The following is a 23,813-nucleotide window of genomic DNA, read 5'->3' as shown; positions in this document are numbered from 1 at the left end:
GTGTTCGAGGATGCGTACCCGCAGCTTCGGAAACAATACCAAGAACAGGTGGAAGCAGGGCCACGTGAATGCGTGGAAGCCTCGACGACAACCATGAACGAACAGGCGCGCGCACCACCGCGCCGAGCGCTGATCCGCGCGCCGGAATTCGCCGGTCGCGTCGGTCGTGCCCGCGCGTCGCGCCGGTGGTGATTCCGCCGGCCAGCCGTCGGGTCACGCGGATCGGCGGTGCCCGCGCGTCGCCGGCCGGCGGTCGTGCGCGTCCCGGTGTCCGCGAAGGCGCCGGTACGGCTTTATGAGGATGTGAGGGGTCTCATGAGTGTTGACAGATTGGGTGGGGAGTCCACGGCCACCGCGACCGGCGTCGTACCCGCCACCGGAAGAACCGTGCCGCAGGGCCGGAACGCGCGACTCCCGTCGCTCACCGGCCTGCGTTTCGTCGCCGCGCTCGCGGTGTTCCTGTTCCACGTCTCGCTGCCGTTCCCGAACATCACCCTGTTCGCCGACCAGGACCTCGTCGCGGACGTCTACCGCGTGTTCGCCCCGGCGGGCGGGCTGGGTGTGACGTTCTTCTTCGTGCTCAGCGGCTTCATCCTCACCTGGTCGGCCCGCGGTGGCGACACCACGCCGCGGTTCTGGCGCCGCCGCGCGGCCAAGGTCGTCCCGCCTTACCTGGTGACGCTGGTCATCGCCTGGGCCGTCCTGGCACCGGAGACGGAACTGTGGAAGGCCGTCGTCAACATCTTCATGCTCCAGTCCTGGGTGCCCGACGTCTCCACCTTCTGGGCGCTGAACAGCCCCGGCTGGTCGCTGTCCGTGGAGGCGTTTTTCTACCTGATGTTCCCGGTGCTGTACGTGGTCGCCCGGAAGGTGCCGGGCGCGCAGCTCAAGTACTGGATCGGGGGCACGTTCGCCTCGATCGTGCTGACCTGCGCCGTGACCTACGCCGTGATCCCGGCCGGTGACGAGGTCGTCGGGAACGAGCCGACGCAGTCGCTCGACCAGTTCTGGTTCGCCTACATCCTCCCGGCGGCGCGGCTGTTCGACTTCGCGCTCGGCATCTTCGTGGCGCGGGCGGTGCTCCTGGGCCGCTGGCGCAACGTGGGCGTCCCGGTGGCGTCGGCGTTGCTGCTCGCCGGGTACCTGCTGTCCTACGCCGTGCCGGTGCTGTACTCGCTGCGGGCGACGATGGTGTTCCCGGCCGCCATGCTCATCGCGGCCGGTGCGATCGCGGACCGGGACGGCCGGGCCACCTGGTTCCGCAACCGGCCGATGCAGTTCCTCGGCAAGATCTCGTACAGCTTCTACCTCGCGCACTGGCTGGTGCTGCTGTACTTCCGCTCCCTGTTCGCCGACACGTACTTCGCCCCCGGTTGGGCGGTGCTGCTCATCGCCGCGTTCCTGGTGACCTCAGTGCTGGCGGCTTGGGTGCTCTACGCCGTGGTCGAGCGCCCGCTGACCCGGTTGTGGTCCGAATCGCGCCGCGAGCCCGCGCGGTCGGGAGGCTAGGACGCCTCGCCGAGACGGCCGGACTGGCGCGTGGACGCCTCCACCATGGAGTCCAGGAGACCGGGGAACAGCTTGGCCAGGTCGTCCTGGCGCAGCCAGCTCACCTTTGCCGTGCCCTTGTAGGCCTGCCGGATCACGCCGCTCTCGCGCAGCACCCGGAAGTGGTAGGTCGCCGTCGACGCCGAGACCGGCACGTCGAAGGCGGAGCAGGACATGCCGCCGTCGGTCGTCGCCAGATCGCGCACCATGCGCATCCGGATCGGGTCCGCCAGCGCGTGCAGGACGCTCTCGAGGCGGATCTCCTCCAGTGACGGGTGGGGGAGGTCTCGGCTGCTCGTCACGGTCGCCACGGCGGTTCGCCCTCACTCCTCGCTCGGGTCGGCTGGTCCGGGTGCGCCAGCACGAAGCCCATGTTACGCGAGCTCTCGTAATTCGACATTCCTCGTATTACGATGCCTCTCGTATGAGAGTCAGGTCACCTTCGTCCGAACGGAGTCAGCCCCGCCAGCTCCGAGGCCCGTCGAGCGTCAACAGAGAGGTAAGGCATGTCGACCGAAACCCCTCCCGTCCCGGTGGCCGGCGAGGCCCCGTTCCTCAACGTCGTCGACCCGGACTTCCGGTTCGACTCACCCGAGGTCGCCCAGGCCCAGGAGCGGCACTGGTACGCCGACACCCCGCTGGGCGCGCGCCTCGTGCTGCGCTACGCCGAAGCCCAGGAGCTGGTCCGCGACGCGCGGATGACGCACAACGGCAAGGGCTTCATGGAGCAGAACGGCATCGCCGAGGACACCTTCACCTACGACTGGTTCGTGCCCGCGATGGTCAACCACGACGGCGCGGAGCACCGCCGGTTGCGGAGCCTGGTGAACAAGGCGTTCACCCCGCGCATGATCGAGGGCCTCCGCCCGCTGATCAAGCAGCGCGCCGAGCACCTGGCGGACGAGCTCGCCGAGGCCGGGGAGGTCGAGTTCATCGAGGCCTTCGCCGACCAGGTGCCGCTGGCCGTGATGACCGACCTGCTGGGCGTGCCCGCCGCGGACTTCCCGACGTTCCGGCAGTGGAGCTCCGACATCGGCCTGGTGTTCAGCCTCGCCGCGGGCGGAGACATCCCGGCGAAGGTCGAAGCGGCGGTCAAGGGGCTGTACGGCTACGTCGACCAGCTGATGGCCGACAAGGAGGCCAACCCGACCGACGACCTGATCTCGGCGCTGGTCTCGGTGCGGAAGGCCGAGCAGACCGCGACCAAGGCGGAGCTGCGCAACCTCGTGGTGACGATGGTGTTCGCCGCGCACGACACCACCCGGCTCCAACTCGGCAACGCGGTGCACACCTTCTCCCAGCACCAGGACCAGTGGAAGCTGCTCGGCGAGAACCCGGAGCTGACCGCGCAGGCCGTCGAGGAGGTCATGCGCTGGGTGCCGTCGTCCAACGCCGTCTACCGGTTCACCCCGGACGACTACGAGTTCAAGGGCGAGACGCTGCCCGGCGGGTTCCTGTTCATGATCGGCGTGCAGGCCGCCCACCGCGACCCGAGGGCGTTCCCGGGCGGCGACGTGTTCGACATCCGGGTGCCGCGCCAGAACGCCGTGCTCCAGTTCGGCGGCGGCCCGCACTACTGCCTGGGCGCGCCGCTGGCCCGCCTCGAACTGGCCGAGGCGCTGCCCGCGCTGGCGCGCCGCCTGCCTCCGCCGAACGTGGCGGGCGAGGTGACGTGGCGCCCGGCGATGGGCATCACCGGCCCGAACGAGCTGCCGCTGCGCTTCGGCTGAGGCCCCCGGCCACTGGAGGGCCGGCCGGATCCCGCGCCCCGGCCGGCCCTCCAGTGCTGTTCGCGCGCCGTTCCGGAGCTGTGCGCCCGCCTCGCGGTCCTGGTCGGACTGTCGGCGCGTCGCCGCCGGTCGGCGAACCCTCCCGTGCTCGCCACGGTGGATCGATCTCTGTCCCGCAACGGAAGGAAGCATCTTGGGTGACCCCGGTTTCCTGGTTCTGGTGGGTACCGATTACGCCGGGAAGTCAGCGGTGATGCGTGAGCTGGCCCGGCACGAGCCAGGCTGGCGGCTGGTGTCCGTGGACGACCAGTTCCTCGCGCCCGAGCACGACGCGCTGCGCGGGTTGAAGTCGGTCCTGTTCGACGAAACGCTGCCCGGCCTGGGCAAACACCACTCCGCCGACGTGGTGGCGAGCCTGCTGCAGACGGCCGTGGTGCACCTGCGGGACCAGTTGCCCACCGGCGGGTCGGGGGACCCGGTCGTCGTGGACTCCTACTACTACAAGATCCTCGCCAAGTGCCGCCTGATCGACGCGGACCCGGCGGTGTTCGGCTGGTGGCGCGGGTTCCCGCAGCCGAGCCGGGCGCTCTTCCTCGACGTCGACCCGATGACGGCCTGGGAGCGCAGTTCCCGGGGCGCGGCGGCGAACCAGCTCGAGTTCCACGGCGAGCACGTCGACCGCGACGCGTTCGCGCTGTTCCAGACCGACCTGCGGGCCCTCCTCGAAGAGGAATCGGGGCACCTGCCGGTCGAGCACCTGCCCGAGTCGGACCTCGACGCGACCGTGGCGCGGGTCCGGGAGGCGGTGCGGCGTGAGTTCGCCTGAACGGGGCTGGAGCGCCGCGCACGTGGGTGACTACCGGAAACGGGTCTTCCACGAGCGTGACGTGCTGACCCGCGCCCTGGGCGAGGCGCGGGCGTGGCAGCAGCGGGTGCTGCACGACCTGCTGGACTTCAACGCCGGCACGGCGTTCGGCCGCGAGCACGGCTTCGGCCGCATCCGCACGCTCGACGAGTACCGCCGCGCCGTACCCGTGCACGGGTACGACGGGCTGGAGCCGTGGATCGAGCGGATGGCCGCCGGCGAGCGCAACGTCCTCACCGCGGACGACCCCGTCGTGTACTTCACCAGCAGCGGCAGCACCGGGGCGCACAAGAAGGTGCCGGTGACGCCGAGGTTCATGCGCACGAGCTTCTTCCCGTTCTTCTACGCGGCCTGGGCGTCGATGGTCGAGCACCACCCCGATGTCGTGGGCGCGGACGCGGTGCTCAACCTCAAGCAGGACCCGCTGCCGGTGCCGAAGCTGACCGGGGACGGCCGCCCGCACCTGGGCGCGAGCCAGGTGGACTTCGGCGCGGCGTTCGGCGAGCCGCTGTCGGCCGAACCCGGGACGTCCGCGCGGTGGGCGGCGCTGCCGGTGGAGGTCGCGGCGGACGACCACCTGGAGAAGGCGTACCTGCGCCTGCGGCTGGCGGTCGAGGCTGACCTGCGGTGCGTGATCGGGATCAACCCGGCGGCGGTCGCGGCACTGCCCTACCAGCTCACGCTGTGGTGGGAGCGCATCGTGCGCGAGATCCGCGACGGCACGGTGGGCGGCCGGGCGGTCGCCGACCCCGATCCGGCCCGCGCGGCCGAGCTGGAGGCCCTGGCCCGGCGTTTCTCGCCGGTCCGCCCGGCCCACGTGTGGCCCAACCTGCGCGTGGTGTTCTGCTGGACGGGCGGCGTCGCGTCCCTGTACCTCCCGCGCCTGCGGGAGGACTACGGCATCGGTGTGGACGTGCTGCCGGCACCTGTGGCCGCGTCCGAAGGCCCGACCGCCGTGACGCTGGACCGCCACCCCCGCGCCGGCAGCCTCGTCGTCACGGCTTCGGTGTACGAGTTCGTGCCCGCGGACCTGCCCATCGGCGCCGGCGCCGAGACCCTGCAGGCGCACGAGCTGGAGCCGGGTGGGGAGTACCAGGTCGTCTACAGCCACGTCGGCGGTATGTACCGGTACGCGGGCGGCGACGTGGTCCGGGTGGTGGACCGACTCGGCGGCGTCGCGCGGGTCGAGTACGCGGGCCGGGCCACACCCAGCGACGCGGTGGGGGAGCGGCTGCGCGAGTCGCACGTGGTGGGCGCGTTGTCCACGGCCCTGGCCGAATCCGGCCTGGAGGTGCGCAACGCGTCGTGCCGGGTCGCCGGCGCCACCCGGCGCTACGAGTTCGCGCTCGCCCCGTACACGCCGTGGAGCGGGGACGAGACCACTCGGATCGGTGAACGCCTGGACGCCGCGTTGCGCGCCCGGTCCGCCGGCTACGACTCCGCCCGGGTGCAGGGCCGACTGGCCGGACCGGAGCTCACGCTCCTGGACGCCGACGCGTTCCAGCGGGACTGGCACAGGCGGGTGGCCGAAGGCACCCGGCCCGCACAGGTCAAGGACAAGCTGTTCCGCCAGGACCAAGCCGACTGGGAACGGCTGGTCGGCGCGCGCGAGGGGGAGGACTGACACCACATGACCACCGACACCGGCAGCCTGCTGGACTCCGTGGAGCGGACCGCGCTGCTGACCGCCGCGCTCCGCGCCGCCGAGACGCGTCGACCCGACCGGCTGTACGAGGACCCGTTCGCGGAGGTGCTCGCGGGTGCGGTCGGACCGGGCCTGCTGGCCGAGCTGCGGGCGACGACGTTCCCGGTCGACGCCGCGCGCACGCTGCCCAGCACGCCCGACTACAACGCCATCCGCACCCGGTTCTTCGACGACCTGCTGTCCGAGGCCGCCCGCACGCCCGAGGGGCGGCAGGTGGTGATCGCACCGGCGGGAATGGACACGCGGCCGTTCCGACTGGACTGGCCGGCAGGGGTGCGGGTGTTCGAGATCGACCGCCCGCCCGTGGTGGCGCTCAAGGAAGCCGTCCTGCGCGACATCGGCGCGACACCGCACGTGGACCGCACCACGGTCGCGGTGGACCTGCGCGACGACTGGGAGGACGAGCTGGCCGCGGCCGGCTACGACCCCGCGGCGCCGTCCACGTGGCTGCTGGAGGGGCTGCTGTACTACCTCCCCGAGGACGACGTGCACCACGTGCTGGAGCGGGTGCGCGGGGTGACCGCGCCGGGCAGCGTGATCGCCGCCGACCTGGTCAACGCCGCCGCGCTGACCCTGCCGAGCATGCGGGGCCTGCTGGACCTGTTCGCGGGCTGGGGCTGCCCGTGGCTGTTCGGCTCCGACGAGCCGGAGTCGCTGTTCGCGCGGCACGGCGTGGACGCCGTCGCCCACCAGCCGGGCGAGCCCGGGGCGGACTTCGGCCGCTGGCCCGACCCGGTGCCACCGCGCGACGTGGCGGACGTGCGCCGCGTGTTCTTCGTCCGCGGCGTGCGGAAGTAGCCGGTGGACGTCGTCATCGCGGGCGCCGGGCCGGCGGGCCTGGCGTCGGCCCTGGCGTTGTCGGGCGCCGGGCACCCCGTCCTCGTGCTGGATCGCGACCCGGCCCCGCCGCCGGGTCCACCCGCCGCGGCGGGGACGGCGTGGGACCGGCCGTTGTCACCGCAGACCCGCCAGGCGCACACGCTCACCTCCGCGGCGGTCGCGACGATGCGCGCCCATGCCCCGGCCCTGTTGCGGGCGCTGCTCGACGCGGGCGCGTCGCTGCTGGACCTCACGCGCGCGGCGCCGGGGATCGAGGATCCGGAGCTGGTGGCGCTGGCGTGCCGCCGGTCCACGTTCGACGTGGTGCTGCACCGGTACGCCGCCGAACGCGTCGACCTGCGTTACGGGACGACGGTGTCCGGCCTGCTGACCTACGGCGGGCGGGTCGCGGGCGTGCGGCTGGAATCGGGGGCGGTGGTGCCCGCGGATGTCGTCGTGGACGCCACGGGCCGGCGGGCGCTGGGTCGCCGCTGGCTTCGCGAGCTGGGGTACGAGCTGCCCGTCGACGCCACCGAGCCGACCGCGACCAGCGCCTTCGTCCGGTACTACCGGCGTTCGGGGCCGCCGGGCCCGCTGAACCGGGGCAACGCGGCGGGCGTGCTCGCCGACCACTACGCCGGGGTCCTCCACCCGGGCGACAACGGGACGTTCTCCGTCGCGTTCGGCGTGCTGCCCGGTGACGAGGTCGCGCGCGGCTTGCTGGCACCGGAGGCGATCGACGCGCTGGCCCGAGCGACACCGTGGATCCGCGAGTGGATGCACGACGCGGAGCCGTTGACCGGTGTGCGGGCGATGACGTGCCCGCCCAACGCGTTCCACGCCCTCGCGCGCCGCGGTTCGCCGCTGGCGGGGCTGGTGCCGGTGGGTGATGCCGCCTGTGTGACGGACCCGATCCTCGGCCGGGGCGTGTCCCTGGCGTTGGCGCACGGCTTCCGCCTGCCCGAGGCGGTGCACTCGACGACCGCGCAGGTGGCGTTGGCGGAAGAGCTGCACGGCGGGTGGTTCCGCCAGGCGTGCCTGGAGAGCGCGGACCGGGTCGCGCGGTGGGAGGCCGCCGGCGCGCCGGTGGACCGCGCGCCGACACCGGTGCGGCTGGCCGGTGCGGTGGCCGGTCGTGACGTCGGGGTGTGGCACACCCTGACCCGCGTGCTGATGGGCCTGACACCGCCGGAGGCGTTGACCGAACCGCGGTTCGGTCAACGGCTGCGCGACCTGCTCTCCGAAGGACCACCCGCGTCCACTCCCGGCCTGCCGAGCCGGGACGAGCTGGTCGCCCTGGTCGCGCCTTGAGGGAGGGCGCGTGCCGAAGTCCGAGCCGCGGTACCGGACCGGCGAGGGCCGCCGGGCCGCGGGGAGCACCGCCGTCGAAGGGGAGTGAGGAACGCGTGACCACGCTGGAAGTGGCCCGGACCACCGCTGACCGCGCTCCGGCCGGCCGCCGCAGGGTGTTGCTGGCGCCGGTCACCATCACACCGACCAAGCCGTTGACCCCGAGTCACCTCAAGGGGTTGTTCTGGACGGACGTCGTGCAGCGCGCCACCGAGCCGCTCGCGGACGTCACGCACCGCAGCAGCCACACCGTGTTCGATCCGTGCGAGCAGACCGCGGGGTTCTGGGAGTACCTGGACCGCACGGTCGGCGATGTGGACTACTCGTGCCTGTCGGAGGACGAGATCGGCAGGCTGTACGTGCGGTACCGAACCAACGGCGAACGCGCGCCGTTCTCGGCCTGCCTGCCCTACCTGGACGCCATCGAACGCCACGGCTGGGTGCACCCGGCCAGCACGCGGCTGCTGGAGCTGCGGGCGGACCAGTACCGCAGGCTGGGGTTGCGCGACCCGGGCGGCCTGACCGAGCACCAACCGCCCGCGCTGACCCTGGACGAGGCGATCGACCGCCTCCACGAGGCGGACCTGTGCCTGGACCTGCGCCCCAACGGCGGCCCGGTGTTCGTCGACGCCACGCGTGACGGCCTCCCGCTGCGGCAGATCGTCGCCGCGGACGGCCGCCCGAACTACCTCGCCTGCGCACTGCGGGACCTGCTCCCGCTGGTCACCGAGCACGACGAGACCGTGTTGCTCTACGACCGCGGCCTGGAGCCGGACTACCTGCTGCTGCAGCGGGTCCTGGCGCGGACCGGCGGGCGGCCGGTGCACCGCGTGCCGCTGGGCCGGGTCCCGGTCGACGGCACCATCGCCTCCGCCCGCCACGGCGGTTGGCAGGGCACCAGCGCGCGAGACCTGCTGGAGCGGTTCGCCCCGCGCCACGACCCGGCCGCGCTCAAGCTCGGCATGAGGCTGTACTTCGTCGGCGTCCTGGGGCCCGGAGACCACGACTCGTTCCGCGTGGACCTGCTGGACCGCAACCTCACCCGGGCCCGGAAGTTGCTCGACACCGCCGAGGACGTCGGCTGGGACCGCGTCCTGGACCTGCTGTCCGGTCTGCGCGGCGTGAGGGGCGAGACCCGCGAGCACGTGGACGCCTACCGCCTGACGACAGGACTGCTCGGCCGGCACGGCCCCCCGCCGTCGCGGGAACTGCTCGAGGCGGTGTTCGCGTGACCGTCACCCAGGCCCTGCTGCACGACCACGTGGTGCGGCGGATCGCCCGCGCCCGCCCCGACCTCGCAGCCTGGCGCGACCTGTCCACCGTGGACGGCTTGAGCGCGGTGGAGGCGGAGATCGCCGCCGTCAGCGACACCGCCGTGGTCGCGGTCGTCGGCGGGTTCGACCTCGTCGAATGGGTGCGCGGCACGGTGGCGTTCGCGGCCTCCCTGTCCGATGTGGACGCCTGGCGCCGGTCGTTCACCAAGACGCTGTTCCTGGCCGGGAACCCGGCGCGCCTGACCGACCGGTTCGCCTTCAAGCACGTGGCGGGCCGGCTCGCGTGGACCGACCTCGCGCCGGCCGACGCCCACCTGCCGCTGCGGCAGCTCCTGCGGGCGTTCGTCGGCGAGCGCGAGCTCGACGTCCCCGGCGACGTGGTGATCGACCTGCCGGGACCGCCCGGACGTCGCCGGGTGCTGCACGTGGCGGGCGCGATGCCCGTGGCGAGGGCGATGGTGCACCTCAACCACCTGCTGGTGGAAGCGGTGTTCGACGGTGTGCTCGCACCCGGGGACCGGCTGACGGTGCGACGGGTGCCGCGGCTGATCGGGGTGACCGGCCCGTTCGACGCCCTGCGCGTGGGCGTCGATCCGGCCTCGCCCGGCAGGCTGCACGCCCTGATGGCGCTGACCGAGGAGGTGAGTGGTGCCTGACCTGAGGTTCGGCTACCACGGTTCGCTGGAGTTGCCGCACGCCGCCGTGCGCGCGGATGGGTACGACCCGGGGCGGGTCGAGTTCGTCGAGTACGACGTGGGCGACCCGTTCACGCCGTTGCGGCGCGGGCGGGTGGACGTGATGGTGTCCAAGTTCGACCACCGCGAACCGGACCTGGTCTACAGCGAGCCGATCGGGCTGGACCCGCGGGCGGTGGTGGTCGCGCTCGACCACCCGCTGGCGGGGCGCGAGTCGGTGTCGGTGGAGGAGGTCGCGGCGTTCCCGTGCTTCGACCGGCCGGGGTTCATGCCCGCCGAGGTGTGGGACCAGCTCGTGCCGCCGGTGACGCCCGGCGGGCGGCCGATCACCCGCGGGCACCCGTTCACGGCGGTGCCGGCGCTGATGCGGACCGTGGCCTCGGGGGCGGCGGTGCACCTGACCGTGCAGTCCATCGCGCACGTCGCACCGCCGACCGTCACGCTCGTGCCGGTGCGCGACCTGCGGCCGGCCGTGATCAACCTCGTGTGGCTGCCGACCGCGCCGCAGCGCGTGCGGCGCCTGGTCCGGGCGGCCGAAGGCTTGGTGGCGTCGTGACCGTCGTGCTGCTGCACGCCCTGGCGGCCGACGCTCGCATGTGGGCCGGGACGTTGACCGGGCACCCCGTGCTCACGCCCGACCTGTACCGGCTGGGCACGGGTGAACCGTCCCTGGACACCGTCGTGGACGGTCTGGCGCGGCTGCTCGACGACCGCGGCGAGGATCGCGCGGTGCTCGTGGGTTGCTCGTTCGGCGGGTACGCGGCGATGGCGTTCCTCCGCCGCCACCCCGACCGCGTGCGCGGGTTGGGTCTGATCGGCACCCGGGCGGCCGCGGACACCGACGAGGAGCGGGCGCGGCGGCTGGGGTTCGCCGAGCGCGTCACCGATCCGGCGCTCGGGCCCGCGCTCGTCGACGCGACCGCGCCGCTGTTGCTCGGCGCCGGCACCCGGCGCCGCCGACCGGACCTGCGGGGGCGCGTCGACGAGATGGTGCGCTCCATCGCACCTGCGGACGTGGCGTGGGCGCAACGGGCCATCGCGGCGCGGACCGCCTCGTTCGACGTGCTCGCCGCGTACACCGGCCCGGCGGTGGTGCTCGCGGGTGCGGAGGACGCGCTCGTGCCTCTGGACGACGCCCGCGCGATGGCCGCGACCCTGCCGCGCGGTGCGCTGGAGGTCGTGCCGGACGCGGGCCACCTGCTGCCGCTGGAAGCCCCCGAGGTCGTGGACAAGGCCCTGGCGTCGCTGCTGGACCAACGGGAGGACTCATGACCGCCGCCGATCACGCCCAGTGGGGGTTCCCCACCTCGACCGGATTGGCGTTCACCCGCGCGGACATCGTCGACGCGCACTTCGACGCGTGCCTGCCGACCTACCTGGAACTGGTGCGCGCGGCGGGTTTCCGGCCCGGTCAGCACGTGCTGGACGCGGGCAGCGGCGGTGGTCGGTTCCTGCCCCACCTGGCCGGGCTGGTCGGTCCGGGCGGTCGACTGACCGCGCTGGACCTCGCCGCGGAGAACGTGGCGCTGATCCGCGAGCGGTGGCCGACGCTGGCCGACGCGTGGCAGGGCGACCTGCTGGCGCTCCCGTTCCCGGACGACGAGTTCGACGCGGCGTGGTGCGCGAACACCGTGCAGTACCTGGATGACGAGCAGTTGCGCACCGCGTTGGCGGAGCTGCGCCGGGTCGTGAAACCCGGCGGCCTCGTGGCGGTGAAGGACCTGGACGCGTCGGCGATCACGGTCCACCCGGGACCGCGGTTCCTGGTCACCGACTTCTTCCGCCGCGCCGCGCTCCACTCGGGATACGCGCACAACCTGTTGCGCACCAGGGACCTGCACCTGTTCCTGAAGGAGGCCGGATTCTCCGACGTGTGGCAACAGACGCGCATCTCCGAGCACTTCGCGCCGTTCACCGCGGCGGAGCGGGAGTTCTACACGCGGTCCTGCGCGAGCCTCGCCGCGCAGGCGGGCGACGACCCGCACTGGACGCCGTTCCTGGACGTCGGGGACCGGCGCAACCCGTTGAACGCGCCCGACGCCTACATCGCGGAAGGGGCCGTGCTCGCCGTGGGCAGGGTCCCGCGGTAGCCATCACCGCGGACGAGCACAAGCGCGAGGACCGCGACCCTGGGACGTCGCGGCCCTCGCTTCCCCTGTGGAGATCCCCGGATGGGGTGGTCTGCTACGTCAGCCGACGGCGGGCTGCGCGTCCGCGTCGGTGTCGGTCTCGGCCGCCTTGGGCGCGGCGGCCGCCGGCTGCTTCTTGATCGCCAGCGCGAGGAAACCGCCGACGATCAGCAGACCCGCGGCGATGAGGCCCGCCAGCCGGGTGCCGACGACCAGGTCCGCCTTGTTGGCGTCCGCGTAGTTGCCGACGAACGCGGAGTTCGCGATCGCGACCAGGACGGCCAAGCCGACCGCGCCACCGATCTGCTGCGACGTCGACGCCATCGCGCCCGCCACGCCCTGCTCCTCCGGGGCCACGCCGGAACCGGCCGACGCGAACACGGAGACGAACACGAGGCCACCGCCGATGCCCCACAGCACGGAACCCGGCAGCAGCGCGTAGAACGAACCGTCCACGCTCATCACCACGGCCGTGAGGCCGATGCCCAGACCGTTGATGATCATACCGGTGAACAGCGTGACGCGCATGCCGTACTTGCCCATGAACGTCGGGGCCAGCTTGCCCGAACCGATCATCGACAGCAGCGTCAGCGGCAGGAAGGCGAGGCCCGCCTGCATCGCCGAGTAGCCCAGGACCGGCTGGAGGTACGTGGTGAACACGTAGTAGCCGCCCGCCAGGGCGGTCTGGAACACCAGCAGCACGGACATCGAGATCACCAGCGGCCGGTTCTTGAACAGGCGCAGCGGCATCAGCGGGTCGCGGCTCTTGGCCTCGGTGAGGAAGAACGCCGCCAGCAGGACGACCGCGATGATCAGCGCGGCCAGCGGGATGGTCGTGCCCCAACCCAGGTCCGGACCGGTGACCAGGGCGGTGACCAGGGCGGTGACACCGACCGTGGCGAGCAGCGCGCCCGGGATGTCGAAGCTGTGACCCGACGCCGGGCCGTCCGGGCGCAGGACCTTCGGGGCGGGGATCAGGATGATCAGCGCAAGCGGGACGTTGATGAGGAAGACCCAGCGCCAGGAGGCCAAGTCGGTCAGCACACCGCCGAGCAGCGCGCCCGCCGCGAGGCCGAGCGAACCGGTCATGCCCCACATCGCGAACGCCTTGTTGCGCTCGGCGCCCTCCTTGAAGGAGGTGGCGATCAGGGCCAGGACCGCCGGGAAGAGCAGTGCGCCGCCGATGCCCTGGATCAGGCGGGCCGCGATCAGCAGCGCCTGGTTGGGCGCGAAACCGCCCAGCACCGAGGCGATGGCGTACAGGGACAGGCCGATCATCAGCAGCCGCCGGGCACCGATGCGGTCGACCGCGCGACCGCCGAACAGGAGCAGACCGCCGAACGACACCGCGTACGCCGAGACGACCCACTGCAAGTACTGCTCGGAGAAACCGAGGGCCGTACCGATGTCCGGCAACGCGACGTACACGATGTTGTAGTCGACGGTGATGATGAACTGGGAGAACGCGAGCAGGAACATCGCGAAGCCGGCCTTCTTGGCCGGTGCAGCTGCTGTCGTCATGAGACCCCTCCTGAGGTCTGGCTTTCCGTGAGGCTTCCGAAACGCTGGTGCTGGTGCTGGTGCCGGCTGGTGGAACGGCGCTACGACCACCACGTCCCGTTCCAGGCGCTCACGAGCACCGACCTTTCCCGTACGACGCCCGGGCAGGGCACTGCGTCGATGGCGCTGAGGAGTGGGCTCCGATCGTCGGCGTGTCCGTCGCCGTTAATACGACAGCTCTCATCATACGAGAGTTGTCAAAGTACGAGATTTGACGTACCTCAACGGTGCATCCCAGCGCGCCGCGCGAGCGCGGTCAACCGGTTCTGACCTGTGGGAACGCCAAGTGCGACGGACGTGGGCCACTGGCTCGCCGGACCGGGAGGTCACGCCTGCCGGGGGGACGGCGGAACCGGTGCGTTCCGGTGTCGGGAGGCGCTCCGACGGGGGTCCTGGAACGCGGCGACCCGGCGGAGCTCGCCCCGCCGGGTCGGTGGGCACGTCGAGGCGTGCGGTGCCGGTGACCGTCGACTGTGGACCGGCGGGCGGGGGTGGCGTCCGCGCCGGTGATGTGGATCTTCGTTGAGCCCCTGGCACTCAGGGGAGTTGCCGGGTCTCACCCGGTGGGAGCTGCGACAGGCCGCCGCTCGTGCCGCTTCCGGCCCGGTCGCGGATCGACCGGACCCTCGCTTCAGCGAGCCGGCAGCTCCGACGCCGGCCCGACCGCCTGGCCCGGCAGGTCGTCCAGTTCGTCGATCACCGCCTGGTCGTGGCGCCTGCGGGAGGCTCGGATGGCGTCGAGGTGCTCGCCCGCCCACTCGTCCAGCACGCGGATGGGGCCGAGCAGCGTTCGGCCCAGGTCGGTGAGCGCGTACTCCACCTTCTGCGGGACCGTCGGGTAGGCCGTGCGGCTGACCAGCCCGTCGCGCACCAGTGCGCGCAGGGTGAAGGTCAGCATCCGCTGGCTGATGGTGTCGATGGCCCGGTTGAGCTCGCTGAAGCGGTGCGGCCGTTCGCTCAGCAGCATGACGACCAGCACGCTCCACTTGTCGCCGACGCGGTCGAGCACCTCTCGGACGGGGCACTCCTGGTCCTTGACGCAAACCGGCCCGCGAACAGCGGTGTGCCCTACTGACATCAATGTGCCTCCTGTCCGTCATGTCGATCGTGTCGCAAGATGGGGTCGCTAACAAGAAGTAACTAGGAGAGGGTCGATGACCGCGCCAACTGGAGTGGAAACCACAGCAGACTACGACGCGGGTGCGGAACCACCGCCGGTCGGCACAACGGCCGAGGCATCCGCCGAGCACGCGCAGCCCCATCGCCTGGTGATGCTGGGCAGCGAGTCCGGCTCGTGCTGCTCGGTGGGCGGGGGGTGCCTGTGAGCGGCAACCAGTCCCTGCGCCTCGACGTCTGGTCCGACTTCGCCTGCCCGTGGTGCTACATCGGCAAGCGGAGGCTGGAAGGGGCGTTGGCGCGGTTCGAGCACGCTGACGACGTCGAGGTCGTGTGGCGCAGCTTCGAGCTCAACGCCCGCATCCCGAAGGGCACCCGCCAGCCCGACCACGAGTACCTGGCCGAGAAGCTCACCGGGACCGTCGAGCGGGCCAAGGCGTTGACCCGCAACGTCACCAAGGTCGCGGCCGGTGACGGGTTGGCCTTCGACTACGACAACACGCTCTCGGTCAACACGTTCGACGCGCACCGGTTCGCCCACCTGGCCATGGCGCACGGGATCGGGGACGAGATGCACGAGCGGCTGTTCAGCGCTCGGCTGGTCACCGGGGAGGCGATCAACGACCCCGAAGTGCTGACCCGCATCGCGGTGGAGGTCGGCGTGCCGGAAGCCGACGCCCAGCGGGTGGCGACCAGCGACGCCCACGCGGAGGACGTCAGGCGGGACGAGGCCGAGGCCTCGCGGATCGGTGCGACCGGTGTGCCGTTCGTCGTCTTCGACGGTCGGTACGCGGTCTCCGGCGCCCAGCCGGTGGAGACCTTCCTGTCCACGCTCCACAAGGCTTATGAACCGCACACGTCCACGGGTGTGAGGTAACGGGCGAATCGCCCGCACCGACCCGTGCCGCCCGGGTGCGGCGCCTGGCTGCCACGAGCGCCGGGTGCCGCACCCGGGCAGAGGTCGTTCCACCCATGCGGGCGGGCGCGGCGCGGAGGGCTGATCGGTGCGCGATCCGCGTCCACGGGCAGCCCTCGCGTCCCGGCCCGCCGACAGGAGGGCTGAGCCGGAGGCGGGCGACCGCGTCCCGGCGGGCTTCCTCGGCCGGGCGGGGTGTCTCGGGCCGTCGGTAGCCCGGCCGGTCGATTGACGGCGGTCCGCACCACCCCCAGGCTGGGTGGAAGCGCTCTCACGTTCGCGGTCGCGGCCGGGACCACGCAGGAGGCAGGTGCATGCGACGACGGCTCGCCCTCGCCCTGGCGGTGCTCACCGCCGTCGGGCTGCTCACCTCCCCGGCCGCGGCGGTCGCGAGCAAGAAGGGCGTGAGCGTCAACAACCACCCGGGCGTGACCGCCGCTCTCGCCGACGTGCGGGCCGGTTGGTACTACACGTGGGCGTCCGACACCCGGGGCGTCACCACCCCCGCCGGGATCGAGTTCGTGCCGATGATCTGGGGCGCGGGCGCGGTGAACGACACCGACCTCAACCGTGCCAGGTCACTCGGCTCGACCCTGCTGGGGTTCAACGAGCCGGACATGGCCGGGCAGGCGAACCTGACGGTCGAGCAGGCGCTGTCGCTGTGGCCGCGGTTGCAGGCCACCGGGATGCGGCTCGGCGCGCCCGCCGTCGCGTTCGGCGGCGACCGGGCGGGCGGCTGGCTGGACCGGTTCATGAGCGGCGCCGCCGCCCGCGGGTACCGGGTCGACTTCATCCCGCTGCACTGGTACGGCAGCGACTTCTCGACCGCGGCCACCGGGCACCTGCAGAGCTACGTGCAAGCGGTGCACGACCGCTACCGCAAGCCGATCTGGGTCACCGAGTACGGCCTGATCGACTTCACCGGCCCGCAGCCCCGGTACCCGGACCAGGCCCGGCAGTCGGACTTCGCGCAGCGCTCCGGCGCGATGCTCAACGGCTTGTCGTTCGTGGAGCGGTTCGCGTGGTTCTCGCTGTCGACCCGCACCACGCCCACCGGTCTGTACGACGGGACCACGCCGAACGCGACCGGCGTGGCCTACCGGTCCGTCACCTGAGCCTTCCTGGAGGAGCCGATGCGCGGGGTCCTGGCCGCGGTGATCGCCGTGATCGCCGCGCTGGCCGCCGTCACGCCCGTCTCGGCGGCGGCCGACCACACGGTCACCCTGGTCAACCGGTCCGGACGCACCATCTGGGTCGGCAGCACGGTGAACGCCGACGGCTCCCGCGCCCTGACCGGTCTGCCGGTGTTGCGGAACGGCCAGTCGGCGACGGTCACCATCCCGGAGTCGGGTTCGCCGAACCACTGGCGCGGCACGTTCTTCGCCCGCCAGGACTGCACCGGCACGCCAGGCAGCACGTTCCACTGCCAGGTCGGTGACTGCGGCCCGCTCGCGGACCGCTGCACCACCGGTGAGCGGCCGGTCGGCCTGGCGGAGTTCAACTTCGACCGCGGTGACTGGCTCGCGCCCTGGTACGACGTCAGCTACGTCAACGCGTTCTCGCTGCCGATCACCATCGAGGCCCGCGACGGCGTCACCCCGCCGGGCTCCGCCGAGTGCACCGCGGTCGGCTGCCCGGAGGACCTGCTGCCGCACTGCCCGCCGGAGAACCTGACCCGATGGGCCGACGGCAGGCCGATGCTGTGCACCAACCCGGACCGCGACGCCCGCACCGCCTACAGCGACGCCCTGTCGTCCCGCTGCCCGAAGGCCTACGCCTGGTCGCGCCACGACACCGAGCCGGGCAACCAGGTCGTCCGCCAGTGCCGCCAGTGCACCGGCTTCACGGTCACCTTCCACCCGGTCGCCTGAACCCGCACCGGTCACACCTCCCACCGGTCCCACGGGTGCCGGATCCGAGAGGGGGAACAGGCCGCCCGGACGCCGGATCGTCGGCAGAGCCGGGGTGATGGCGCCGGGGACGGCCCATGCGCAGGGGCGCGCGACCCACTACGCCACCCACACGCTCGCCTGGAACCCGAACCCCTCGATGGCGGTGTCGTGCATGCCCGCGCGGTCCACCGCCATCGCCGCCGGCACCCGCAGGACGGCTACTACCTGATGGTCAGCTCCCCGGACCCGGACGACCCCTTCCCGCCGACCGCGCTGATCGGGGGAGGGCAGGTCAGTGCGAGTCACGGCTGACCTGCGATCCGCTGGAGCCGAGGAGGAAGTCGAGGTCGGCGCCGGTGTCGGCCTGGAGCACGTGGTCGACGTAGAGGCGTTCCCATCCTCGACGGGGATTGGCGTACCCGGCGGTCGTGGCGTCGTTCGGGGTGCGGGCGGCCCACTCCTCGTCGGGCACCTCGACGTCGATGCGGCGCGCCTCGACGTCGAGGTTGATCACGTCGCCGGTGCGGACGAGGGCGAGTGGCCCGCCGGCGGCGGCCTCGGGTGCGACGTGCAGGACGACGGTGCCGTAGGCGGTGCCGGACATGCGGCCGTCGCAGACGCGGACCATGTCGCGCACACCTCGTTCGAGCAGCTTCTTGGGCAGCGGCATGTTGGCGACCTCGGGCATGCCGGGGTAGCCCTTGGGTCCGCAGCCCCGCAGCACGAGGACGGAGTCGGCGTCGACGTCCAGGTCCGGGTCGTCGACGCGGGCGTGGAAGTCCTCGACGGAGTCGAAGACGACGGCCCGGCCGCGGTGCTTGAGCAGGTGGGGAGAGGCGGCGGCGGGTTTGATCAGCGCTCCTCGTGGGGCGAGGTTGCCGCGCAGCACGGCGATGCCCCCGTGGTCGAGCAGCGGCGACGTGCGGGTGCGGATGACTTCCGGGTCCCAGATCGGCGCGTCGTCCAGGTAGTCCACGAGCGGCCTGCCCGTCACGGTCCGCGCGTCGGGGTCGAGCAGGTCGCGGACCTCGCGCAACACGGCGAGCAGGCCGCCGGCGCGGTGGAAGTCGTCCATGAGGAACCGGCCGGCGGGCTGGAGGTCGACCAGCACGGGCACTCCCGAGCCGATGCGGTCGAAGTCGTCCAGCGTCAGGTCGACGCCGAGGCGGCCGGCGATGGCCAGCAGGTGGACCACCGCGTTGGTGGAGCCGCCGATGGCGGCGAGGGTGACGATGGCGTTGTGGAACGACGCCTTGGTGAGGAACGTGCCGGGGCGGCGGTCGGCGGTGACCAGCTCCACGGCCAGCCCACCGGTGCGGTGGGCGGCCTCGAGCAGGCGGCTGTCCGGGGCGGGGGTGCCCGCGACGCCGGGGACGACGGTGCCCAGGGCTTCGGCGACCAGCGCCATGGTGGAGGCGGTGCCCATGGTGTTGCAGTGGCCCCGGCTGCGGATCATCGCCGACTCCGACCGGATGAACTGCTCGTTGGACAGCGAGCCTGCCCGGACTTCTTCCGACAGCCGCCACACGTCGGTGCCGCACCCGAGGGGCACGCCGCGGAAGGTGCCGGTGAGCATCGGGCCGCCGGGCACCACCACGGCGGGCAGGTCGACCGACGCGGCGGCCATGAGCAGGGACGGGATGGTCTTGTCGCAGCCGCCGAGCAGCACGACGCCGTCGACGGGGTTGGCGCGCAGCACCTCCTCCGTGGCCATCGCGGCCATGTTGCGCCACAGCATCGCGGTGGGGCGGACCTGCGTCTCGCCCAGCGACACCACGGGCAGCTCCAGGGGGATGCCGCCCGCCTCGTAGATGCCGTTCTTCACCGACTGCGCGACCTCGGTGAGGTGCGCGTTGCACGGCGTGAGGTCGGAGGCGGTGTTGGCGATGGCGATCTGGGGGCGGTCGAACGCGTCCGCGGGCCCGCCCCGCCGCATCCAGGCGCGGTGGATGTAGGCGTTGCGGTGATCTCCCGCGTACCACTGGGCGCTGCGGAGCGTCACGTGCGACCACCTTCCGGCTGACGACACGATGATCTGACTCGTGGAACACGATGAACGGTAATCACATGTCGGTGGAAGCGACAGCGCCCTTGGTCGGGCGACGCGGCCCGTGCACCACCGCGCCCCGGTCAGGGCGTTGCCCGGCGGAGCGGAAGTCGTGACCGGGGTCTTGTTTGGCAGGAACTCGCCACATTTCGGTCCCGCGCCGACCTCCGCTCCGGTTCGGCTCAGCCGTAAGGTTGTCCAGCCTTCCGCTGTCCCGCCGCGGGTGCGTCCGCCGAGTCGAGAGGACCGACCGTGCGCAGATCACGCATCGCCGACCTGGCCATCGCCGGAGGGGCCGTGGCGATCCTCGTGGTGACGGCGATCATCGTGTTCCAGCAGGATGCCCTGCCGGCGCACCAGGGCCACCCGGCGGCTGCCGCGGCGAGCGCGGCGGCGGGTGCGGGACGGTCGGACTCGTCCGAGGGGTACCGGCTCGTGCCGGTCGAGGTGCCCGACCGGCACGGCGAGGACCTGCCGGTCGCGTTCCGGATCATCGGCCCCGACCAGCGGCCCGCCACCGGGTTCCAGCTCAACATGACCAAGCAGCTGCACTTCTTCGTCGTTCGGGACGACCTCAGCGTGTACCGGCACGTGCACCCCGAGCCGGACGGCGACACCTGGCGCACGGCGGTCTCACTGCCCGGCGACGGCCACTTCCGCATGTACGCCGAGTTCATCCCGCCCAGCACGGCCCGCCACCCCGAGCCGGTCGTGCTCGGCGTGCCGTTCGAGGTCCCCGGCGACGCGACGAAGGCGGCGCTGCCCTCGCCGAGCACGGAGACCACCACCGACTCCGGCTACCGGGTCGTGGTGCAGGGCGGTCTCACCCTGCCGCGCGGCGCCCCGGCGAAGATCCGGCTGGCCGTCAGCGAGCCGGGCGGCGCCCCGGTGGAGTCGCTGGAACCGCATCTCGGCGCCTACGGGCACATCACCGCGTTCCACACCGAGCAGCTGTCCACCACCCACCTGCACCCGGTGGAGATGGTGGGCATCCCGGTCCTGCGCGGAACCCTGACGTTCGACGTGTGGTTCGGCGAGGCCGGCGACCACCGGCTGTTCCTGGAGTTCCGGCACGGCGGGCAGCTGCACACCGCCGCGCTCACGTTCACCGTCGCCTAGAGGACCTCGTCGAGCTTCCCGGTCGCGACGTCGAACACGAAGCCGCGGATCGAGTCCTTCACCGGGACGTACGGGCTGTTCCTGATCCGCGCGACGGACTGGCGCACGTCGGTGTCGAGGTCGGTGAACGACTCGGCGGCCCAGGACGGCTTCACGCCGACCTCGTCCTGGATGGCCTTCTTGAACTCGTCGTCGGTGAACGTCAGCATCCCGCAGTCGGTGTGGTGGATCAGGATGATCTCGACCGTGCCGAGCAGCCGCTGGCTGATGGCGAGCGAGCGGATCTCGTCCTCGGTGACGACGCCACCCGCGTTGCGGATCACGTGCGCCTCGCCCTCGTTGAGGCCGAGCACCCGGTAGACGTCGATCCGCGCGTCCATGCACGCCAGGACGGCGACGTGCTTGGCGGGCGGGAGGGGGAGCGGGCCGCTGAACTGCTCGGCGTAAGCGGCGTTGTTGGCCAGGAGTTCGTCCGTGACGGACATGGCTGCGCATCCTGTCTGGAGTGGGTCCGCTCCGCGGGCAACCGGAGCGGTCGACGCGCGGGGAGGCCGTGGCCGGCGGTGCTCGCCGGGCACGGCCTACGGACAGCCCTCGTCGAACAGGCGTCCGCGCCTGCTCGGCCAGAAGGCCTCGAGTTCCTGCTGCTGCACGGGTGCGAGTCAACCGACGCGTGCGGACCTGCGCAACAGCGCCCACCAGGTGAAACGGGAGGTCCGGTCACATCCGCGCTGACCGCCGCGCTGGGGTCACAGGTCGAGGACCAGGCGCGGGCCGTGCGACCGTGACACGCAGATCATCATCACGTCGCAGGCGGCTTGCTCCCCGGCGTCCAGCACGGAGTCCCGGTGGTCCGGAACTCCTTCGAGCACGCCCGTCTCGCACGTGCCGCACGTCCCCTCCCGGCACGAGGACAGCACCGCGATCCCGGCCCGCTCCACCACGTCCAGCACCGACTCGCCCGCCGGCACGACCAGCGTCCGGCCCGACCTCGCCAGGTCGACCTCGAACGACGCGCGCCCGCCGTCGACGGCCTTGGGCGTGAAGCGCTCGACGTGCGGCCGAACGGGCGAGCGCTGCTCCACCGCGGCGAGCAGCGGTTCGGGTCCGCAGCAGTAGACCTCGGCGTCCCCCACCAGGAACGCGTCCAGGTCCAGCAACCCGGTCTCGTCCTGGGGTCGCACGTCCACCCGGTCGCCGTAGAGGTCGCGCAGCTCCCCGGCGAACGCCATGGACGACCGCGTCCGCCCCCCGTACAGCAACCGCCAGGACGCGCCACGAGCGGTGGCCGCCGCGAGCATGGGCACGATCGGCGTGATGCCGATGCCGCCCGCGACGAACAGGTAGCGTTCCGCCGCCACCAGCGGGAAGTGGTTGCGCGGTCCGCGAAGGCGGACCGTCGCGCCCTCGGCGAGCACCGAGTGCACGTGCCGCGACCCGCCGCGGCCGGCGGGCTCGTGCAGCACCGCCACCTGCAACGCCGAGCGGTCGGCCGGGTCACCGCACAGCGAGTACTGGCGCACGAGGTCCGGCGCGAGCACGAGGTCCACGTGCGCGCCCGGTGCCCAGGCGGGCAGCGGTTCGCCCCGGCCGTGGCGCAGGGTCAACCGCACGACGCCGTCGGCGACGACCTCCTTGCGCTGCACCAGCACGTCGAGCTCCGGCCCGGTCATCGCTCAGCCACGGGCGCCGACCGGTGCCCGGTCGACCTCCGGCGACGACCCGGCGGCCGGCGGTTCGTGGCCCGCCGGATGGGCCAGCAGCCAGTCCCACAGCCGCACGGGGTCTTCGGAGTCCCGCTCGGCTCCGCAGTGGCACACGCCGACCAGCAGGTCGGCGCCCGGCATCCAGTGGACGCGGTAGACGGTGTCACCGCGCAACATGGCGACCCGGTCGCTCATGCCCCGGCCGCCGTCGTTCCCACCCCGGCCGCCGTCGCGCGGTCGCCGGCCGCCATGCGCTTGAGGATGCGCCGCGCCGCCAGCCCGCCGGTGTCGATGTTGATGGACAGCTCCTGGTAGCCCGCGGGCTCGGCCTGGATCACCCGCTCCAGGAGGTCCAGCGCGGTGACGTCCTGGAGCACCACCGTGCGGTTGCTCTCCCGCAGGAAGTCCGACACCTCCTGGTCGTCCACCGCGAAGTCCCTGGCCACGGCCCAGAAGTCGTGCGTGCTGTGCTCGGTCTCCGGGGTGATGGCGTAGACGACCTCGACGTGGAAGGCGTGCGGGTCCGAGCCGTCGGCCTCGGGCAGCACGCCGACCGGCGCGACCCGGCTGTGCAGCAGGTACAGGCACGGCGGGTGGTACTCGATGTCCTGCCAGCGGGTGATCCGGCCTTCGATCCCGGTGGACTTCGCGTAGAACGGCGGGCACGCGGCGTCGGCCATGTGCCGGCTGACGTAGATGATCCCGTCGTCCTCGTCCACCTCGGTGGTGGTCGGCGTGTCGGCCACCTCGGGCGTGCCGATGTACCCGCCGTGCAGGTACGTCTCGTGCGACAGGTCCATCAGGTTGTCCACCAGCAGCTCGTACCGCGCCGCCAAGGGCTCCATCCCGCACACCGTCGCGTAGCCGGGGTCGACGAGCCAGGGGGCGCGGGGGATCGGCGTCCGGTCGGCCCGGTCGCGCTCGCCGATCCACACCCAGACGAACGAGTCCTGCTCCACCACCGGGTAGGACGCCACCCGGGCGGTGCGCGGCACCCGGGCCTGCCCCGGCACGGACACGCAGGCGCCGGCCCGGTCGTAGGTGAAGCCGTGGTAGCCGCAGACGATCGTGTCGCCCTCCAGCCTGCTCTCCGACAGCGGGTAGCGCCGGTGCACGCACCGGTCGGCCAGCGCCACGACCTCGCCCGCCTCGCTGCGGTAGAACACCAGCGGCTCGCCCAGGATCGTCCGGGCGAACAGGTCGCGGCCGATCTCGTGGCCGTAAGCCGCCACGTACCACTGGTCACGCGCGAACGTCATGGCTTCGCACCCTCCCCGCTCCGAGCCGACCCCCTGAAGTTAGGCTCAAAGCTGTCGGCCGTCAAGAATCTGCCGAACGTCAT

General features: G+C 72.3%; 24 protein-coding genes. 15 read left to right on the top strand and 9 right to left on the bottom strand.

Annotated elements, in window-relative coordinates; genetic code table 11:
* The first annotated feature begins 387 nt into the window (after positions 1 to 387).
* Positions 388 to 1,509 carry an acyltransferase family protein gene (locus EDD40_RS09205; protein ID WP_211348125.1) on the top strand — a complete coding sequence of 374 codons (1,122 nt, stop codon included), beginning with the start codon at positions 388 to 390 and terminating at the stop codon, positions 1,507 to 1,509.
* Here the strand turns inward: EDD40_RS09205 and EDD40_RS09200 are convergent.
* A complete protein-coding gene (locus EDD40_RS09200; RefSeq protein ID WP_201439795.1) occupies positions 1,506 to 1,850 on the bottom strand; it encodes an ArsR/SmtB family transcription factor in 345 nt (114 codons plus the stop codon). The genes EDD40_RS09205 and EDD40_RS09200 overlap by 4 nt on opposite strands.
* Positions 1,851 to 2,054: 204 nt before the next feature.
* Between EDD40_RS09200 and EDD40_RS09195 the strand changes: the two genes are divergently transcribed.
* From EDD40_RS09195 to EDD40_RS09150, 10 genes are all read left to right on the top strand, one after another.
* Positions 2,055 to 3,278, top strand: a complete 1,224-nt coding sequence (locus EDD40_RS09195) for a cytochrome P450 (RefSeq protein ID WP_123742523.1) — start codon at positions 2,055 to 2,057, stop codon at positions 3,276 to 3,278.
* Between the two features lie 220 nt (positions 3,279 to 3,498).
* The gene (locus EDD40_RS09190) at positions 3,499 to 4,104 is read left to right on the top strand and encodes a hypothetical protein (protein WP_148088742.1); all 606 of its coding nucleotides are present in this window, start codon (positions 3,499 to 3,501) and stop codon (positions 4,102 to 4,104) included.
* Positions 4,091 to 5,767, top strand: coding sequence for a GH3 family acyl-acid amido synthetase (locus EDD40_RS09185; RefSeq protein ID WP_123742521.1), 1,677 nt, complete (start codon positions 4,091 to 4,093; stop codon positions 5,765 to 5,767). The genes EDD40_RS09190 and EDD40_RS09185 overlap by 14 nt, the downstream gene beginning before the upstream one ends.
* A gap of 6 nt (positions 5,768 to 5,773) precedes the next feature.
* Positions 5,774 to 6,646 (top strand): SAM-dependent methyltransferase, encoded by an 873-nt coding sequence (locus tag EDD40_RS09180; protein WP_123742520.1) that lies wholly within the window; start codon positions 5,774 to 5,776, stop codon positions 6,644 to 6,646.
* 3 nt (positions 6,647 to 6,649) lie between these two features.
* The gene (locus EDD40_RS09175) at positions 6,650 to 7,978 is read left to right on the top strand and encodes an NAD(P)/FAD-dependent oxidoreductase (protein ID WP_123742519.1); all 1,329 of its coding nucleotides are present in this window, start codon (positions 6,650 to 6,652) and stop codon (positions 7,976 to 7,978) included.
* Between the two features lie 95 nt (positions 7,979 to 8,073).
* Positions 8,074 to 9,249: a hypothetical protein gene (locus EDD40_RS09170; protein WP_211348124.1), complete on the top strand. Its 1,176-nt coding sequence runs from the start codon at positions 8,074 to 8,076 to the stop codon at positions 9,247 to 9,249.
* The gene (locus EDD40_RS09165) at positions 9,246 to 9,947 is read left to right on the top strand and encodes a DUF6182 family protein (RefSeq protein WP_123742518.1); all 702 of its coding nucleotides are present in this window, start codon (positions 9,246 to 9,248) and stop codon (positions 9,945 to 9,947) included. Before EDD40_RS09170 ends, EDD40_RS09165 begins: the two co-directional genes overlap by 4 nt.
* Positions 9,940 to 10,542 (top strand): LysR substrate-binding domain-containing protein, encoded by a 603-nt coding sequence (locus EDD40_RS09160; RefSeq protein ID WP_170185012.1) that lies wholly within the window; start codon positions 9,940 to 9,942, stop codon positions 10,540 to 10,542. The genes EDD40_RS09165 and EDD40_RS09160 overlap by 8 nt, the downstream gene beginning before the upstream one ends.
* On the top strand, positions 10,539 to 11,258 hold the full coding sequence (locus tag EDD40_RS09155) for an alpha/beta fold hydrolase (protein WP_236594863.1): 720 nt from the start codon (positions 10,539 to 10,541) through the stop codon (positions 11,256 to 11,258). Before EDD40_RS09160 ends, EDD40_RS09155 begins: the two co-directional genes overlap by 4 nt.
* Positions 11,255 to 12,076, top strand: coding sequence for a class I SAM-dependent methyltransferase (locus EDD40_RS09150; RefSeq protein ID WP_123742516.1), 822 nt, complete (start codon positions 11,255 to 11,257; stop codon positions 12,074 to 12,076). The genes EDD40_RS09155 and EDD40_RS09150 overlap by 4 nt, the downstream gene beginning before the upstream one ends.
* 99 nt (positions 12,077 to 12,175) lie before the next feature.
* Here EDD40_RS09150 and EDD40_RS09145 read toward each other — a convergent pair whose 3' ends face one another.
* Positions 12,176 to 13,636 carry a DHA2 family efflux MFS transporter permease subunit gene (locus EDD40_RS09145; RefSeq protein WP_123742515.1) on the bottom strand — a complete coding sequence of 487 codons (1,461 nt, stop codon included), beginning with the start codon at positions 13,634 to 13,636 and terminating at the stop codon, positions 12,176 to 12,178.
* A gap of 670 nt (positions 13,637 to 14,306) precedes the next feature.
* Complete coding sequence (locus EDD40_RS09140) at positions 14,307 to 14,684, bottom strand: winged helix-turn-helix transcriptional regulator (RefSeq protein ID WP_246037565.1); 378 nt, start codon at positions 14,682 to 14,684, stop codon at positions 14,307 to 14,309.
* Positions 14,685 to 14,996: 312 nt separating this feature from the next.
* Here EDD40_RS09140 and EDD40_RS09135 point away from each other — a divergent pair, with 312 nt between their 5' ends.
* From EDD40_RS09135 to EDD40_RS09125, 3 genes are all read left to right on the top strand, one after another.
* Entirely contained in the window at positions 14,997 to 15,668 is a 672-nt protein-coding gene (locus tag EDD40_RS09135) for a DsbA family oxidoreductase (protein WP_201439805.1), read from the top strand.
* Between the two features lie 353 nt (positions 15,669 to 16,021).
* Positions 16,022 to 16,822 (top strand): glycoside hydrolase family protein, encoded by an 801-nt coding sequence (locus tag EDD40_RS09130; RefSeq protein WP_123742513.1) that lies wholly within the window; start codon positions 16,022 to 16,024, stop codon positions 16,820 to 16,822.
* Between the two features lie 18 nt (positions 16,823 to 16,840).
* On the top strand, positions 16,841 to 17,578 hold the full coding sequence (locus EDD40_RS09125) for a thaumatin family protein (protein ID WP_123742512.1): 738 nt from the start codon (positions 16,841 to 16,843) through the stop codon (positions 17,576 to 17,578).
* A gap of 138 nt (positions 17,579 to 17,716) precedes the next feature.
* On the opposite strand, the gene EDD40_RS40970 is transcribed toward EDD40_RS09125, so the two are convergent.
* Both EDD40_RS40970 and EDD40_RS09120 read right to left on the bottom strand, forming a co-directional pair.
* Positions 17,717 to 17,905 (bottom strand): hypothetical protein, encoded by a 189-nt coding sequence (locus tag EDD40_RS40970; RefSeq protein WP_148088741.1) that lies wholly within the window; start codon positions 17,903 to 17,905, stop codon positions 17,717 to 17,719.
* Positions 17,892 to 19,601: an IlvD/Edd family dehydratase gene (locus tag EDD40_RS09120; RefSeq protein ID WP_123742511.1), complete on the bottom strand. Its 1,710-nt coding sequence runs from the start codon at positions 19,599 to 19,601 to the stop codon at positions 17,892 to 17,894. Before EDD40_RS09120 ends, EDD40_RS40970 begins: the two co-directional genes overlap by 14 nt.
* A 297-nt stretch (positions 19,602 to 19,898) precedes the next feature.
* Here EDD40_RS09120 and EDD40_RS09115 point away from each other — a divergent pair, with 297 nt between their 5' ends.
* Positions 19,899 to 20,765 carry a hypothetical protein gene (locus tag EDD40_RS09115; protein WP_123742510.1) on the top strand — a complete coding sequence of 289 codons (867 nt, stop codon included), beginning with the start codon at positions 19,899 to 19,901 and terminating at the stop codon, positions 20,763 to 20,765.
* On the opposite strand, the gene EDD40_RS09110 is transcribed toward EDD40_RS09115, so the two are convergent.
* From EDD40_RS09110 to EDD40_RS09095, 4 genes are all read right to left on the bottom strand, one after another.
* Positions 20,762 to 21,250, bottom strand: coding sequence for a beta-class carbonic anhydrase (locus EDD40_RS09110; protein WP_123742509.1), 489 nt, complete (start codon positions 21,248 to 21,250; stop codon positions 20,762 to 20,764). The two genes, EDD40_RS09115 and EDD40_RS09110, sit on opposite strands and share 4 nt — an antisense overlap.
* A 264-nt stretch (positions 21,251 to 21,514) precedes the next feature.
* Entirely contained in the window at positions 21,515 to 22,438 is a 924-nt protein-coding gene (locus tag EDD40_RS09105; protein ID WP_123742508.1) for a PDR/VanB family oxidoreductase, read from the bottom strand.
* Between the two features lie 3 nt (positions 22,439 to 22,441).
* Entirely contained in the window at positions 22,442 to 22,666 is a 225-nt protein-coding gene (locus EDD40_RS09100; protein WP_123742507.1) for a hypothetical protein, read from the bottom strand.
* A complete protein-coding gene (locus EDD40_RS09095) occupies positions 22,663 to 23,730 on the bottom strand; it encodes an aromatic ring-hydroxylating dioxygenase subunit alpha (protein ID WP_123742506.1) in 1,068 nt (355 codons plus the stop codon). The genes EDD40_RS09100 and EDD40_RS09095 overlap by 4 nt, the downstream gene beginning before the upstream one ends.
* Positions 23,731 to 23,813 lie beyond the last annotated feature (83 nt).

It is taken from the genome of Saccharothrix texasensis, assembly GCF_003752005.1.
GTDB classification, from domain to species: domain Bacteria; phylum Actinomycetota; class Actinomycetes; order Mycobacteriales; family Pseudonocardiaceae; genus Actinosynnema; species Actinosynnema texasense.
This window is presented reverse-complemented; position numbering and strand designations above follow the sequence as displayed.